This is a genomic window from Mycobacterium sp. SMC-14 (genome assembly GCF_046250075.1).
GTDB lineage: Bacteria > Actinomycetota > Actinomycetes > Mycobacteriales > Mycobacteriaceae > Mycobacterium.
On the sequence record NZ_CP176429.1, the window covers coordinates 1 to 14,454 of the forward strand.

Consider the following 14,454-nt stretch of genomic DNA (forward strand, 5'->3'; position numbering starts at 1 on the left):
TTGAGTGAGGACCCCGGCACCGCGTTTCTCAGTCTCTGGGACGAAGTAGTAGCCGAACTCAACGGAGAAGTCCCGCCAACCAACGGTTCGGCCCCGACCCTGACTCCGCAGCAAAAGGCCTGGCTCAAGCTCGTCCACCCACTGGCCATCGTCGAGGGCTTCGCCCTGCTGGCGGTTCCGAGCAGCTTCGTCCAAAACGAGATCGAACGGCATCTGCGTACCCAGATCACCGATGCACTCAGCCGCCGCCTCGGTCACGCCATCGAACTCGGGGTTCGGATCTCACCGCAGACCGCCGAAGACCAACTCAGTACCTCCAGCACCGACAATGCCGCCGAGGTCCGCACGGACGAAGAAGACGACGACACCACCGACGTCGCATACGACTGGCCCAACTATTTCACCGAACGCCCCAGTGATGACTCGTCGACCGCCGACGGCGCGAGCCTCAACCGGCGCTACACCTTCGACACCTTCGTCATCGGAACCTCCAACCGGTTCGCCCACGCCGCCGCGCTGGCCATCGCCGAAGCACCGGCGCGTGCCTACAACCCGCTCTTCATCTGGGGTGAATCCGGCCTCGGTAAGACCCACCTACTGCACGCCGCCGGCAACTACACCCAGCGACTCTTCCCCGGAATGCGTGTCAAATACGTCTCCACCGAAGAGTTCACCAACGATTTCATCAACTCCCTGCGCGACGACCGCAAGGTGGCGTTCAAGCGCAGCTACCGCGACATCGACGTGCTGCTGGTCGACGACATCCAATTCATCGAAGGAAAAGAAGGTATCCAGGAAGAGTTCTTCCATACCTTCAATACCCTGCACAACGCCAACAAACAGATCGTGATCACGTCCGATCGGGCGCCGAAACAGCTTGCCACCCTGGAAGATCGGCTTCGCACCCGCTTCGAATGGGGCTTGATCACCGACGTCCAGCCGCCCGATCTGGAGACTCGGATCGCCATCTTGCGCAAGAAGGCGCAGATGGAACGTCTCGACGTGCCGGGCGACGTGCTCGAACTCATCGCCACCAGCATCGAGCGCAACATCCGAGAACTCGAGGGCGCACTCATCCGGGTGACCGCCTTCGCCTCGCTCAACAAGACCCCGATCGACCGATCGTTGGCCGAGATCGTGCTGCGTGACCTGATCGCCGACGCCAGCACCATGCAGATCAGCGCAGCGATCATCATGGCCGTCATCGCCGAGTACTTCGACACCTCCATCGAGGAACTACGCGGGCCCGGCAAAACCCGCCCGCTGGCACAGTCCCGCCAGATCGCCATGTATCTGTGTCGCGAACTGACCGACCTGTCCCTTCCCAAGATCGGCCAGGCATTCGGTCGCGACCACACCACGGTGATGTACGCCGAGCGCAAGATCCGTGGCGAGATGGCCGAGCGTCGCGAGGTCTTCGATCAAGTCAAAGAGCTCACCACCCGGATCCGGCAGCGCGCCAAGCGCTGATTCGCCGGTTCTAGTCCGTCGCTCTTACAAAAAACTTTGGACCCACTCGTACCACCCGTCACGGTCCAGCCCTGTGGATACCGCTGCGGACAACCTGTCCACCATCCGATGACGAATCACCAGTCGATCCACACCGGCGGTTTCATACACAGCCGCGCCGGCCGACCCGGGCGTGTCATTCACTGCTCTTCCCCAACCCCACGCGCCCGCTCAGCAGCGACGATGCCACGCTATGCCCAGCATCCACAGGACTTACTACTAATACTGGGAGTTATCCCTTGATTCTCTTTAAAAACAGGTCGTTGGGGATTCGGGTCAACCCGGGCTGTTCACAACCTGCCCGTCTCGGCACCGGCCAAGGCCGTGCTGAGCCGCTCGGTGTCGACGTTTAACTTTCAAGAAGGCCGTACAGGCTCTACGGTTGGTGGCCTACCGCTCTTACACTTCGGCGTGGGGCGTTGCACGGCCGCGGGTGGGGGTGTTCACCAGTCGCCGCAGAGTAGAGCTCGATATCGGGGTGACGAGAGGACGCTATGGACGCGGCGACCACGAACGCGGGTCTGACCGACTTGAAGTTCCGCCTGGACCGGGATGACTTCGCTGACGCGGTGGCGTGGGTGGCGAAGTCTCTGCCGGCCCGGCCTACTGTGCCGCTGCTGGCCGGGGTGTTGCTGACGGGTTCCGACAACGGCCTGACTGTGTCTGGATTCGATTACGAAGTCTCCGCCGAAGTTCAGCTTGCTGCTGAGATCGCTTCTCCTGGAAGCGTTTTGGTATCCGGTCGACTGCTGTCGGATATCACCAGAGCGCTGCCCGCCAAGCCGGTCGAAGTTCAGGTGGAGTCCACCCGGGTCTCTTTGACCTGCGGCAACGCCCGATTCTCGCTGCCGACCATGACGGTCGAGGATTACCCCACTCTGCCGACACTGCCCGACGAGACGGGCGTGCTGTCCTCAGATGTGTTCGCCGAGGCCATCGGCCAGGTAGCCGTAGCGGCCGGCCGCGACGACACGTTGCCCATGTTGACCGGTATACGCGTCGAAATTTCCGGCAACACAGTCGTTTTGGCTGCTACAGACCGTTTCCGGCTTGCTGTCCGAGAATTGAGTTGGACGGCCGCGCCCGGCACCGAAGCCGCCGTGCTGGTCCCGGCCAAGACCTTGGCCGAGGCGGCCAAGGCCAGCAGCGACGGCAACGAGGTGCATCTGGCGCTGGGAGCCGGTTCCGCGGTCGGTAACGAGGGGCTGTTGGGAATCACCAGCGCCGGAAAGCGCAGCACCACCCGACTGTTGGACGCGGAATTCCCGAAGTTCCGGCAGCTGCTGCCCAACGAGCACCTGGCCGTCGCGACCATTGGTGTGGCGGAACTGACCGAAGCGATCAAGCGTGTGGCCTTGGTGGCCGACCGAGGTGCCCAGGTACGCATGGAGTTGTCCGAGGGCACTCTGCGACTTTCGGCCGGCGCCGAAGATGTCGGTCGCGCCGAGGAGGATCTGCCCATCGACTTCGTCGGTGAGCCGTTGACCATCGCGTTCAACCCGACCTATCTCACGGATGGTTTGGGTTCGCTGCACAGCGAGAAGGTGTCGATGGGCTTCACCGATCCGAAGAAGCCCGCGGTGCTGCGCCCGGTCGGTGCGGATGACCCCGCGCTGATCGGCGATGGACCGTTCCCGGCGATTCCGTCGGATTACGTCTACCTGTTGATGCCGGTCCGCCTGCCAGGCTGATCAGCGCAGGTCGCGACGACGGGAGGGGTTGGTTTCTCGGTGTATGTCCGCCACGTGGGCCTTCGCGATTTCCGGTCCTGGGCGCACGTCGATCTGGAACTGGAACCGGGCGCGACGGTCCTGGTCGGACCGAACGGCTTTGGGAAGACCAACCTTGTTGAAGCACTGTGGTATTCGTCCACTTTGGGCTCACACCGGGTGGCCACCGACGCTCCGTTGATCCGATCGGGTGCCAGTCGCGCCGTAGTTTCCACGATCGTCGTCAATGAGGGCCGCGAACTCGCCGTTGATTTGGAGATCGCCGCGGGCCGCGCCAACAAAGTGCGTCTCAATCGCTCACCGGTACGGCACGCACGCGAAGTCGTCGGGGTGCTGCGCGCGGTGCTGTTCGCCCCGGAAGATCTGGCGTTGGTACGGGGCGATCCCGGTGAGCGTCGCCGCTACCTCGACGAATTGGCCAGTGTGCGTCGTCCGCGGATCGCGGGAGTACGTGCGGACTACGACAAGGTGCTCCGACAGCGCACCGCGCTACTCAAGAGCGCGCCGGGTGCACTGCATCGTGGTGACCGATCCGTGCTGGACACCCTGGACGTGTGGGATGCTCAGCTGGCCAACCACGGGGCCGAGCTGATGGCCGCCCGCATCGACCTGGTCAATCAGCTGGCGCCGGAAGTCGAGAAGGCCTACCAACTCCTAGCCCCCGGAACGCGCAGCGCTGCCGTGGCCTATCGGCCGAAACTGGAGATCGCCCTCGGTGAGGAGAATCCGGGCGCGACCGAACTACAGGAAGCTCTGCTCACGGAGCTGGCGCGCCGCCGCAGTGCGGAACTGGAACGTGGTGTGTGTCTGGTCGGCCCGCACCGCGACGAATTGGAGTTGCGACTCGGGGACCGACCGGTGAAAGGTTTTGCCAGCCATGGTGAGTCGTGGTCCATGGCGCTGTCCCTGCGATTGGCCTCCTATGAACTGCTGAGCAGTGAGGGCGCCGAGCCAGTACTGCTGCTCGACGACGTTTTCGCCGAATTGGACGTCGCCCGGCGCCGCGCGCTCGCCGGCGTCGCCGCATCGGCGGAGCAGGTTTTGATCACCGCCGCTGTCGCGGAGGATATCCCCGACGATTGGCAGGCCCGCCAGATCCGGATCGCCGTCACCGAAGGTGACGAGGGCAGGGTCTCCGAACTGATCGGCACCGCGCCATGACCGGCGTCGACGATTCGCCGGACGAACCGGCATGGCAGCCACCGGCGCATCTGGCCGGTTTGACCGGCATGGATCTTGTCCGCCGCACCCTCGCCGAAGCACGCGAAGCGGCCCGCAGCCAGGGCAAAGACGTCGGGCAGGGACGCCGGGCGCCGCTGCGCCGCCGTCCCACCGGCACCGGTGGCGGTCGCCGCAGCTGGTCGGGACCTGGACCCGATCGGCGGGACCCCCAGACGCTGGGTGCGGCCACCCGCGACCTGGCGCAGTCGCGAGGTTGGTCGGCGCAAGTGGCCGAAGGCACGGTGCTGGGACAGTGGCGCGCGGTGGTCGGCGACGACATCGCTTCGCATGCGACTCCCACGAGGCTCTCCGACGGCGTACTGAGCGTCGCGGCCGAGTCGACCGCCTGGGCCACGCAATTGCGCCTGGTCCAGGCCCAATTACTGGCGAAGATCGCCGCCGCCGTCGGCGACGGTGTGGTCAAGACGCTGAAGATCACCGGTCCGACCGCGCCGTCGTGGCGTAAGGGACCGTTGCACGTCTCGGGCCGAGGCCCGCGCGATACCTACGGCTGAGTGGATGCCGGAATCTGACGCCTGAGTGGCGCTACGAGCAAAAAAATCGCTCCGGCCAGCGGCCGGACACGAGGCAAACCGCGATATCGACGCCACGGCGCAATCAGGTAGGCAGAAACACCCCAAGAAAATGCTCGCCGTCGGGACCCCAAGGTAGACTGACTCAGTATCCCGCGTACGCACCCTTGTGGCGCGTCGAATGCTGGCTTGCAAACCTGAGGAGAGCTCCCCGACCGTGGCTGCCGAAAACAAGTATGGTGCCGATTCGATCAAGGTTCTCGAAGGCCTCGAAGCCGTCCGTAAAAGACCCGGTATGTACATCGGCTCCACCGGTGAACGCGGTCTGCACCACCTGATCTGGGAAGTCGTCGACAATGCCGTCGACGAAGCGATGGCCGGCTTCGCCTCGAAGGTGACGGTCCGCATCCTCGAAGACGGTGGTGTCGAAGTCACCGACGACGGTCGAGGCATCCCAGTCGCGATGCATGCGACCGGCGTACCCACGGTGGATGTCGTCATGACCGTGCTGCACGCCGGCGGAAAGTTCGAGGAAGGCGCCTACAGCGTCTCCGGTGGTCTGCACGGTGTCGGTGTCTCGGTGGTCAACGCGCTGTCGACCCGCCTGGAAGCCGACATCTTCCGGGATGGTTTCGAGTGGTTCCAGACCTACGACAAGTCGGTTCCCGGAACCCTGCGCAAGGGTGAGAAGAGCAAGAAGACCGGCACGACCATCCGATTCTGGGCGGATCCGGACATCTTCGAGACCACCACCTATGACTTCGAGACCGTCGCGCGGCGCCTGCAAGAGATGGCGTTCCTCAACAAGGGCCTGACCATCGACCTGACCGATGAGCGGGTGCGGGTCGAAGAGGTCGTCGACGAAGTGGTCAGCGACACCGCCGAAGCGCCAAAGACCGCCGAGGAACAGGCCGCCGAAGCCGTGGCCCCGCACAAGGTCAAGCACCGTGTCTTCCACTACCCCGGCGGCCTGCGGGACTTCGTTCAACACATCAACCGCAGCAAGACCGCGATCCACCCGACCATCGTCGACTTCGACGGCAAGGGAACCGGACACGAAGTAGAAATCGCCATGCAGTGGAACGGCGGCTACTCGGAGTCGGTGCACACCTTCGCCAACACCATCAACACCGCCGAGGGCGGTACTCACGAAGAGGGCTTCCGGTCCGCGTTGACCAGCGTCGTCAACAAGTACGCCAAAGACAAGAAGCTGCTCAAAGACAAGGATCCCAACCTCACCGGCGACGACATCCGTGAGGGTTTGGCCGCGGTCATCTCCGTGAAGGTGTCCCAGCCGCAGTTCGAGGGTCAGACCAAGACCAAGCTGGGCAACACCGAGGTCAAGTCGTTCGTGCAGAAGGTCTGCAACGAGCAACTCGGCCACTGGTTCGAGGCCAACCCCGCCGAAGCCAAGACCATCATCAACAAGGCGGTGTCGTCGGCGCAGGCCCGGATGGCTGCCCGCAAGGCTCGGGAGTTGGTGCGGCGCAAGAGCGCGACCGATCTGGGCGGCCTGCCGGGCAAGCTGGCCGACTGCCGCTCCAATGACCCGACCAAGTCCGAACTGTATGTGGTGGAGGGTGATTCGGCCGGCGGCTCCGCTAAGAGCGGCCGCGACTCGATGTTCCAGGCGATCCTGCCGCTGCGCGGCAAGATCATCAACGTCGAGAAGGCACGCATCGACCGCGTCCTGAAGAACAACGAAGTCCAGGCGATCATCACCGCCCTGGGCACCGGTATTCACGACGAGTTCGACATCTCCAAGCTGCGCTATCACAAGATCGTGCTGATGGCCGACGCCGACGTCGACGGCCAGCACATCTCCACGTTGCTGCTCACCCTGCTGTTCCGTTTCATGCGGCCGCTGGTGGAGCACGGGCACGTGTTCTTGGCGCAGCCGCCGCTGTACAAGCTCAAGTGGCAGCGCGGAAACGACGCTGAATTCGCCTATTCCGACCGCGAGCGGGACGGTCTGCTCGAAGCCGGCAAGGCCGCCGGCAAGAAGATCAATATGGACGACGGCATCCAGCGCTACAAAGGTCTTGGTGAGATGGACGCCAAGGAACTGTGGGAGACCACGATGGACCCGACCGTGCGAGTGCTGCGCCAGATCACCCTCGACGACGCCGCGGCCGCGGACGAGCTGTTCTCGATCCTGATGGGCGAAGACGTCGAGGCCCGGCGCAGTTTCATCACGCGCAACGCGAAAGACGTTCGCTTCCTCGATGTTTAGCGATGTAGGCCGATGTTCCAGTGACGTCGGCGAGATATCGCGGCATCTGACCTGACTGACTTCTTCACAGAGCGAGGAATAGATGACAGACACCACGCTGCCACCCGGAGACGACTCGGTGGACCGGATCGAGCCGGTCGACATCCAGCACGAGATGCAGCGCAGCTACATCGACTACGCGATGAGCGTGATCGTGGGTCGCGCGCTGCCCGAGGTGCGCGACGGTCTCAAGCCGGTACACCGCCGGGTCCTCTACGCGATGTATGACTCCGGATTCCGGCCGGACCGCAGCCACGCGAAATCGGCGCGCTCGGTTGCCGAAACGATGGGCAACTACCACCCGCACGGTGACGCCTCGATCTACGACACCCTGGTCCGGATGGCCCAGCCGTGGTCGCTGCGCTATCCCCTGGTCGACGGCCAGGGCAACTTCGGCTCGCCGGGCAACGACCCAGCGGCCGCGATGCGTTACACCGAGGCCCGGCTGACCCCGCTGGCCATGGAGATGCTTCGCGAAATCGATGAGGAAACAGTCGATTTCGTTCCGAACTACGACGGCCGGGTGCAAGAGCCGACGGTGCTGCCCAGCCGGTTCCCGAACCTGCTGGCCAACGGCTCCGGCGGTATCGCCGTCGGCATGGCGACCAACATCCCGCCGCACAACCTTCGCGAACTGGCCGAGGGCGTGTTCTGGTGCTTGGAAAACTACGACGCCGACGAAGAGACCACGCTCGAAGCGATGATGGAGCGGGTCAAGGGCCCGGACTTCCCCACTTCCGGTCTGATCGTCGGCTCGCAGGGCATCAGCGACGCTTACCGCACCGGCCGCGGCTCCATTCGGATGCGTGGTGTGGTGGAGATCGAAGAGGACTCGCGCGGGCGTGCCCTGCTGGTCATCACCGAGCTGCCGTATCAGGTCAACCACGACAACTTCATCACGTCCATCGCTGAGCAGGTGCGCGACGGAAAGTTGGTGGGAATCGCCAACATTGAGGACCAGAGCAGTGACCGCGTGGGCCTGCGCATCGTCGTGGAGATCAAGCGCGACGCCGTGGCCAAGGTGGTGCTGAACAACCTCTACAAGCACACCCAGCTGCAGACCAGCTTCGGCGCCAACATGCTCTCGATCGTCGACGGCGTGCCGCGCACCCTGCGGCTGGACCAGATGATCCGCTACTACGTGGCGCATCAGCTGGACGTCATTGTGCGGCGCACCCGTTACCGGCTCCGCAAAGCCGAGGAGCGAGCCCACATCCTGCGAGGTCTGGTCAAGGCACTCGATGCCCTCGACGAGGTCATCGCCCTGATCCGGGCATCCCAGACCGTCGACATCGCCCGCCAGGGCCTGATCGAGCTCCTCGAGATCGATGACATTCAGGCGCAAGCGATTTTGGACATGCAGCTGCGTCGGCTGGCTGCCCTGGAACGCCAGAAGATCATCGATGAATTGGCCAAGATCGAAGCGGAGATCGCTGACCTCAAGGACATCCTGGAGAAGCCCGAACGGCAGCGCGCCATCGTGCACGACGAGCTGGCTGAGCTCGTCGAGAAGTTCGGCGATGACCGGCGTACCCGGATCATCGCCGCCGACGGCGACGTCGCCGACGAAGATCTGATCGCCCGCGAGGACGTCGTCGTCACGATCACCGAGACCGGCTACGCCAAGCGCACCAAGACCGATCTGTACCGCAGCCAGAAGCGCGGCGGTAAGGGTGTGCAGGGCGCCGGCCTCAAGCAGGACGACATCGTCGCGCACTTCTTCGTCTGCTCGACGCACGACTGGATCCTGTTCTTCACCACACAGGGCCGGGTGTACCGGGCCAAGGCCTACGAGCTGCCAGAGGCGCTGCGCACCGCCCGCGGCCAGCACGTCGCCAACCTGCTGGCCTTCCAGCCCGAGGAGCGCATCGCTCAGGTCATCCAGATCAAGAGCTACGAAGACGCGCCGTATCTGGTGCTCGCCACCCGCAACGGTCTGGTCAAGAAATCCAAGCTGACCGACTTCGACTCGAACCGGTCAGGCGGCATTGTCGCGATCAACCTCCGGGACGGCGACGAACTGGTGGGCGCCGTGTTGTGCTCGGCCGAGGAGGACCTGCTGCTGGTGTCGGCGAACGGTCAGTCCATCCGGTTCTCGGCGACCGACGAGGCGCTGCGGCCGATGGGCCGCGCGACCTCCGGTGTGCAGGGCATGCGGTTCAACGCCGACGACCGGTTGCTGTCGCTCAATGTGGTTCGCGAGGACACCTACCTGTTGGTGGCCACCGCGGGCGGGTATGCCAAGCGGACCGCGATCGAGGAGTACACCGCGCAGGGTCGTGGCGGCAAGGGAATCCTCACCATTCAGTACGATTCACGGCGAGGCCGACTGGTCGGGGCGCTGATCGTCGACGACGACAGTGAGCTCTACGCGATCACCTCCGGCGGCGGAGTGATTCGTACCGCCGCACGGCAGGTTCGCAAGGCCGGCCGGCAGACCAAGGGCGTTCGGTTGATGAACTTGGGTGAGGGCGACACACTGATAGCGATTGCGCGGAACGCCGACGAAGAGGCGGCCGACGAGGACTCGGGCAGCTGATCCGACGTCAGACCCGGCCGCGGAGCGGTCGGGACACGCAGGTAAGGAGTCGTGGGTGAGCGCACCGAACGAGCCGGGGCACCCGGGCAACGGGGGCAAGGCGGAGCCGGCCGGCAACGGTCCGGCCGACGCGGGTCAGCGGCCCCCGGGCCGGCCCGGCCGGATCACCGAGACCGGGGAGGCACCGCCGTGGCAACGCGGTGGCCAGCCGAGGCCGCCCGCCGCGGCCCGTCCCGGAGAGGCCGGTGCGCACTCCCCCGGCGTTGACGAGCGGCTACGCCGGTTCGTCTCCGGTACGGCCGCCCCGACAACACCTCCGGCGCCCGGTGCGCCGCAGCAGGCCGCGGCCAAGGGTCCGGCACAGGCCAAGCCCCCGGCACAGCCGGCCAAGCCGGCAGCCAAGGCCGCGCCGCCGGGCAAGCCCGCCCAGGCGGACGACGCCTACGCCAGCGAACTGCCGGATCTGTCCGAACCGGCGCAGCGGCGCTCTGCGGTCCGCCGCCCCCAGGTCGCGGCGGGGCCACGCGGTCCGCTGCGGGCCAGCATGCAGATCCGACGGATCGACCCCTGGAGTGCCCTCAAGGTGTCGCTGCTGCTCTCGACGGCGCTGTTCTTCGTCTGGATGATGGCGGTGGCCGTGCTCTACGTCGCCCTGGGCGCCATGGGCGTCTGGAGCAAGCTGAACAGCAACGTAGGCGACCTGTTGACCAACAACAGTGCCGCCGAACTGGTTTCCGCCGGTTCGATTTTCGGCGGCGCCGCGCTGATCGGGCTGGTGAACGTCGTGGTGCTGACCGCCATGGCGACCCTCGGTGTGGTGATCTACAACCTCAGCACCGACGTCGTCGGCGGCGTGGAGGTAACCCTGGCCGACCGGGACTGACCGGCCTGGTGTTCATGGCATTTTGGTGAGCGGGCACCCGGTGCGGTAATCTCGCTCGGTCGCAGACGACTACGGGCCTATAGCTCAGGCGGTTAGAGCGCTTCGCTGATAACGAAGAGGTCGGAGGTTCGAGTCCTCCTAGGCCCACGAGTCCCACCAGGGGCCTTAGCTCAGTTGGTAGAGCGCTGCCTTTGCAAGGCAGATGTCAGGAGTTCGAATCTCCTAGGCTCCACAATGCGAACGCGAAAGCGTCGCCCTGCGTACTAAATCTTGTGCTGTGCGTCCACGCTCGGTGGGCGCGGTCCCGGCTCCTGCGGCCGGTTCGAGCGGCGGATCAGCACCGCCACCACCCCGCCCGCCAGTAGTGCCGCCCCGGCGGCCGCCACCAGCAGCCAGGACCGGCGAACATGACGGCGCGGGGCGCTACCTTCCAACAGTTCCGGAAAACCGGCAACGGCTTCCTGGGCGGCGGCCAGCTCCCGGGCCGCGGCCTCGGCGGCCTCGGCGACCCGGTCGGACAGTTGACTCTCCCGGTAGCGTCGACGCAATTCCACCGCCCCGCGGCGGACTGCGTCGCCACTGAGCCCCACGGCGCCCCGGGCCACGTCCACCGGCCCGGCAGCGGTATGAGCCAGCCCGCGCGTCAGGCGCTCTCGGTGGGTCAGCGGGGTCTCGGTCGCCAGGCGCATGGGCACAACGCTACCCGTGACGTAGCCCACCACGCCGCGAATGGCAGACTGTGATCCCATGACCTCCAGCTCCATTGCCACCGCAACTGCCACGCTGCACACCAACCGCGGCGACATCAAGATCGCGCTGTTCGGCAACCACGCCCCCAAGACCGTCGCCAACTTCGTCGGCCTGTCCCAGGGCACCAAGGAGTACTCCACCACCAACGCCTCCGGCGGCTCGTCGGGGCCGTTCTACGACGGCGCGGTGTTCCACCGGGTGATCAACGGCTTCATGATCCAGGGCGGCGACCCGACCGGCACCGGTCGCGGCGGCCCCGGCTACAAGTTCGAGGACGAGTTCCACCCCGAGCTGGTGTTCGACAAGCCCTACCTGCTGGCGATGGCCAACGCCGGCCCGGCCACCAACGGTTCGCAGTTCTTCATCACCGTGGGCCAGACCCCGCACCTGAACCGCAAGCACACCATCTTCGGTGAGGTCGTGGACGCGGACTCGCAGGCTGTCGTGGACGCCATCGCCACCACCGCCACCGACCGTGCCGACCGGCCCACCGAGCCCGTCGTCATCGAGTCGATCACCGTCGCCTAAGCAGCGACACGCAGCTGTTGTCAGCGGCCGGTGTAGCCGGCCGCTGAGAGCACCTCGAACACCTCGCGCGGATCGGTCCCCAGATCCCACCGCGACAAGATCAGCATCTGGTCACCGCGCGTCTCGATCTCCAGGAGCCGGTGCTTGCGCCCGATGCGCTGATACTCCGTGACCCGCAGCCGGGTGAGGCTGTCCGGAGTCAGCATGGTGGTGCTCCACCAACCGCGCACCGCCAGGCCGTCGAATGTCAGCGCAAGCTTGGGCCGGGCCCGCCAGGAGAGCCCGGCAAACAACAGCAGGCCGACTCCGGCAATGCCGGCCAGAACACGTCCGGGCGTATCTGTGGCGACCGTCACAGCGCTGATAGCTAACAATGCACCGACAAGCGCGCAACCAGCGATTCCGCCGGCCGGCGGCGACCAGTCCGTTTGCTCGTGCCTGTCCTGAGTCATTTCGACCTGCGGGTTTCAAAGTTATCTACAGGAGTTGTCCACAGTGGGGATAAATCACATCGATGTGATTGAGCAATTGCTTGGTTGCCTCGCTGGCATCGGCGGCAGCCCGAAATCACCGAAATACCGCGTCTGCGCAGCTCAGTGCCAGCGCATGGTGAGCAACAGCCCGGTGATCATGAAGGCAAACGCGATGGCGTAGTTCCACGGGCCCAGCTCAGCCATCCAGTTGAGTGCCGCGGGAGCGTCCAGCCCGGTGGCGCCCAGCTGATACACCATCAGCCACACCAAGCCGAGGAGCATCAGCCCCAGGAACAGTGCGACGAACCATGTGCTCGATGGGCCACCTTTGACCTTGACCGGGGTACGGCTCACCGCCGAGGGGGTGAAGCTGGTGGTCTTCTTGCGAACCTTGGACTTGGGCATCAGTACCTCGGGAAAGTGCGGCGTGAAGCTGCGAGTATGGGTCGGTACGAGATTAGCCCAGCAGGATAACCCAGCCGAGAACGGGAGAGCCGATGGAGCGCAACGGGCCGCCGTCCTCCCCGTGGCGGGTCGGAGTTCCGCTGGTCTGCCTACTGGCCGGCCTGCTGCTGGCGGCCACCCACGGGGTCTCCGGCGGCAAAGAGATTCGACGCGGGGATGCCCCCCGGCTGGTCGATCTGGTCCGCTCGACGCAGGCCACCGTGGAAGAACTCACCGCCCAGCGCGACACACTGGCAACCGATGTGGGGTCCGTACACGGCCGAGGCTCCGGCGTTGCGCTGTCGGCGATGCGCAAACGCACCGAGCAACTCGCCGCGGCGGCCGGTTTGGAGGCGATGCACGGCCCGGGCCTGGTGGTCACGCTCACCGACGCCCAGCGCGACGCCAATGGCCGGTTCCCCCGGGACGCCTCCCCCGACGACCTGGTGGTGCACCAGCAGGACATCTCGGCCGTGCTCAACGCGTTGTGGAGTTCCGGCGCCGAAGCCGTGCAGATGCAGGACCAGCGGATCACCGCGGCGTCAGCACCGCGCTGCGTGGGCAACACCCTGCTGCTGGAGGGCCGAACCTACAGCCCGCCCTACGTGGTGACTGCGATCGGTGACCCGGCCGCGATGCAGGCCGCCTTGGCCGCAGATCCGCTGATCACCCTCTACAAGCAGTACGTGATCCGTTTCGGTCTGGGCTACAGCGAGCAGGTCAGTACCGACCTGGAGGTGGCCGAGACGCCGGCCGTCGCCCGGATGCGGTACGCCGTGCCGGCCGGGCCGGTCGACTACTGACGCCGGTGCCCGCGCCGCAAGCGACGATCGCCAGCGCGGCGGAGCCGGGCGCAGCGGGTCGTCGCCACTAACACGGCGGTAGCCTGTTGGGCGTGCGGATCCTCGTCGTCGACAATTACGACAGCTTTGTGTTCAACCTGGTCCAGTATCTGGGTCAGTTGGGTGTGCAGGCTGCCGTCTGGCGCAACGACGACGCCCGCCTCGTCGACCCGGCCGCCGCCGTGGCCGACTTCGACGGGGTGCTGCTCAGCCCCGGACCGGGCACGCCGGAACGCGCCGGCGCCTCGATCGCCCTGGTCGGTGCGTGTGCGGCCGCCGGGATCCCGGTGTTGGGAGTGTGCCTGGGGCATCAGGCGATCGGCGTCGCATTCGGCGGCACCGTGGGCCGGGCGCCCGAGCTGCTGCACGGCAAGACCAGCACCGTCTTCCACACCGATGCCGGGGTGCTCAAGGGTTTGCCGGACCCGTTCACGGCCACCCGCTACCACTCGCTGACGATCCTGCCCGAGACGCTGCCGCCGGTTCTCGAGGCCACGGCGCGCACCCGCGGCGGGGTGATCATGGCGGTCCGGCACACCGAGCTGCCCATCCACGGGGTGCAGTTCCACCCGGAGTCCATCCTCACCGAGGGCGGTCACCGGATGCTGGCCAACTGGCTCGGCTACTGCGGGTACTCCTGCGACGACGCCTTGGTGCGCCGGCTGGAGGAGGAAATCGCCGCGACCGTGCAGACGGCCCGCCCACCCGCGCCCGTCGTGTAGCGGCTTGC

Annotated in this window: 13 protein-coding genes and 2 tRNA genes; 12 read left to right on the forward strand and 3 right to left on the reverse strand. The window is 65.7% G+C overall.

What is annotated here, in order from left to right:
* The 9 genes from dnaA to ACKY0W_RS00045 all read left to right on the forward strand — a co-directional run bounded on the left by dnaA (window position 1) and on the right by ACKY0W_RS00045 (window position 10,919).
* Window positions 1–1,470: a chromosomal replication initiator protein DnaA gene (dnaA, locus tag ACKY0W_RS00005; RefSeq protein WP_409435866.1), complete on the forward strand. Its 1,470-nt coding sequence runs from the start codon at window positions 1–3 to the stop codon at window positions 1,468–1,470.
* 533 nt (window positions 1,471–2,003) lie between these two features.
* On the forward strand, window positions 2,004–3,200 hold the full coding sequence (dnaN, locus tag ACKY0W_RS00010; RefSeq protein ID WP_409435867.1) for a DNA polymerase III subunit beta: 1,197 nt from the start codon (window positions 2,004–2,006) through the stop codon (window positions 3,198–3,200).
* A 39-nt stretch (window positions 3,201–3,239) separates the two neighbouring features.
* Window positions 3,240–4,400, forward strand: a complete 1,161-nt coding sequence (recF, locus tag ACKY0W_RS00015) for a DNA replication/repair protein RecF (protein WP_409435868.1) — start codon at window positions 3,240–3,242, stop codon at window positions 4,398–4,400.
* The gene (locus ACKY0W_RS00020; RefSeq protein WP_409435869.1) at window positions 4,397–4,975 is read left to right on the forward strand and encodes a DUF721 family protein; all 579 of its coding nucleotides are present in this window, start codon (window positions 4,397–4,399) and stop codon (window positions 4,973–4,975) included. The genes recF and ACKY0W_RS00020 overlap by 4 nt, the downstream gene beginning before the upstream one ends.
* A gap of 199 nt (window positions 4,976–5,174) precedes the next feature.
* Window positions 5,175–7,226, forward strand: a complete 2,052-nt coding sequence (gene gyrB, locus ACKY0W_RS00025) for a DNA topoisomerase (ATP-hydrolyzing) subunit B (RefSeq protein ID WP_409435870.1) — start codon at window positions 5,175–5,177, stop codon at window positions 7,224–7,226.
* A gap of 82 nt (window positions 7,227–7,308) precedes the next feature.
* On the forward strand, window positions 7,309–9,804 hold the full coding sequence (gene gyrA, locus ACKY0W_RS00030) for a DNA gyrase subunit A (RefSeq protein ID WP_409435871.1): 2,496 nt from the start codon (window positions 7,309–7,311) through the stop codon (window positions 9,802–9,804).
* A gap of 55 nt (window positions 9,805–9,859) precedes the next feature.
* Window positions 9,860–10,687 carry a DUF3566 domain-containing protein gene (locus tag ACKY0W_RS00035; RefSeq protein WP_409435872.1) on the forward strand — a complete coding sequence of 276 codons (828 nt, stop codon included), beginning with the start codon at window positions 9,860–9,862 and terminating at the stop codon, window positions 10,685–10,687.
* Between the two features lie 73 nt (window positions 10,688–10,760).
* Window positions 10,761–10,834 (forward strand) — tRNA-Ile (locus ACKY0W_RS00040).
* Between the two features lie 12 nt (window positions 10,835–10,846).
* A tRNA-Ala gene (locus ACKY0W_RS00045) sits at window positions 10,847–10,919 on the forward strand.
* A 31-nt stretch (window positions 10,920–10,950) separates the two neighbouring features.
* On the opposite strand, the gene cwsA is transcribed toward ACKY0W_RS00045, so the two are convergent.
* Complete coding sequence (gene cwsA / locus ACKY0W_RS00050) at window positions 10,951–11,376, reverse strand: cell wall synthesis protein CwsA (RefSeq protein WP_409435873.1); 426 nt, start codon at window positions 11,374–11,376, stop codon at window positions 10,951–10,953.
* A 40-nt stretch (window positions 11,377–11,416) separates the two neighbouring features.
* Between cwsA and ACKY0W_RS00055 the strand changes: the two genes are divergently transcribed.
* Window positions 11,417–11,965: a peptidylprolyl isomerase gene (locus ACKY0W_RS00055; RefSeq protein WP_406759473.1), complete on the forward strand. Its 549-nt coding sequence runs from the start codon at window positions 11,417–11,419 to the stop codon at window positions 11,963–11,965.
* 20 nt (window positions 11,966–11,985) lie between these two features.
* On the opposite strand, the gene ACKY0W_RS00060 is transcribed toward ACKY0W_RS00055, so the two are convergent.
* Both ACKY0W_RS00060 and crgA read right to left on the reverse strand, forming a co-directional pair.
* Entirely contained in the window at window positions 11,986–12,417 is a 432-nt protein-coding gene (locus ACKY0W_RS00060; protein WP_409435874.1) for a PH domain-containing protein, read from the reverse strand.
* A 141-nt stretch (window positions 12,418–12,558) separates the two neighbouring features.
* Window positions 12,559–12,843 (reverse strand): cell division protein CrgA, encoded by a 285-nt coding sequence (gene crgA, locus ACKY0W_RS00065; RefSeq protein WP_406782669.1) that lies wholly within the window; start codon window positions 12,841–12,843, stop codon window positions 12,559–12,561.
* A gap of 92 nt (window positions 12,844–12,935) precedes the next feature.
* Between crgA and ACKY0W_RS00070 the strand changes: the two genes are divergently transcribed.
* Complete coding sequence (locus ACKY0W_RS00070) at window positions 12,936–13,685, forward strand: DUF881 domain-containing protein (protein ID WP_409435875.1); 750 nt, start codon at window positions 12,936–12,938, stop codon at window positions 13,683–13,685.
* Window positions 13,686–13,777: 92 nt separating this feature from the next.
* Window positions 13,778–14,446, forward strand: a complete 669-nt coding sequence (locus tag ACKY0W_RS00075; protein ID WP_409435876.1) for an aminodeoxychorismate/anthranilate synthase component II — start codon at window positions 13,778–13,780, stop codon at window positions 14,444–14,446.
* Window positions 14,447–14,454: the final 8 nt, after the last annotated feature.

What these genes read in the sequence shown, in the direction of transcription:
- dnaN (WP_409435867.1), top strand. Translation starts at nt 2,004, where the DNA reads ATGGACGCGGCGACCACGAACGCGGGTCTGACCGACTTGAAGTTCCGC.
- ACKY0W_RS00020 (WP_409435869.1), top strand. Translation starts at nt 4,397, where the DNA reads ATGACCGGCGTCGACGATTCGCCGGACGAACCGGCATGGCAGCCACCG.
- gyrB (WP_409435870.1), top strand. Translation starts at nt 5,175, where the DNA reads ATGCTGGCTTGCAAACCTGAGGAGAGCTCCCCGACCGTGGCTGCCGAA.
- gyrA (WP_409435871.1), top strand. Translation starts at nt 7,309, where the DNA reads ATGACAGACACCACGCTGCCACCCGGAGACGACTCGGTGGACCGGATC.
- cwsA (WP_409435873.1), bottom strand. Translation starts at nt 11,376, where the DNA reads ATGCGCCTGGCGACCGAGACCCCGCTGACCCACCGAGAGCGCCTGACG.
- ACKY0W_RS00055 (WP_406759473.1), top strand. Translation starts at nt 11,417, where the DNA reads ATGGCAGACTGTGATCCCATGACCTCCAGCTCCATTGCCACCGCAACT.
- ACKY0W_RS00060 (WP_409435874.1), bottom strand. Translation starts at nt 12,417, where the DNA reads ATGACTCAGGACAGGCACGAGCAAACGGACTGGTCGCCGCCGGCCGGC.
- crgA (WP_406782669.1), bottom strand. Translation starts at nt 12,843, where the DNA reads ATGCCCAAGTCCAAGGTTCGCAAGAAGACCACCAGCTTCACCCCCTCG.
- ACKY0W_RS00070 (WP_409435875.1), top strand. Translation starts at nt 12,936, where the DNA reads ATGGAGCGCAACGGGCCGCCGTCCTCCCCGTGGCGGGTCGGAGTTCCG.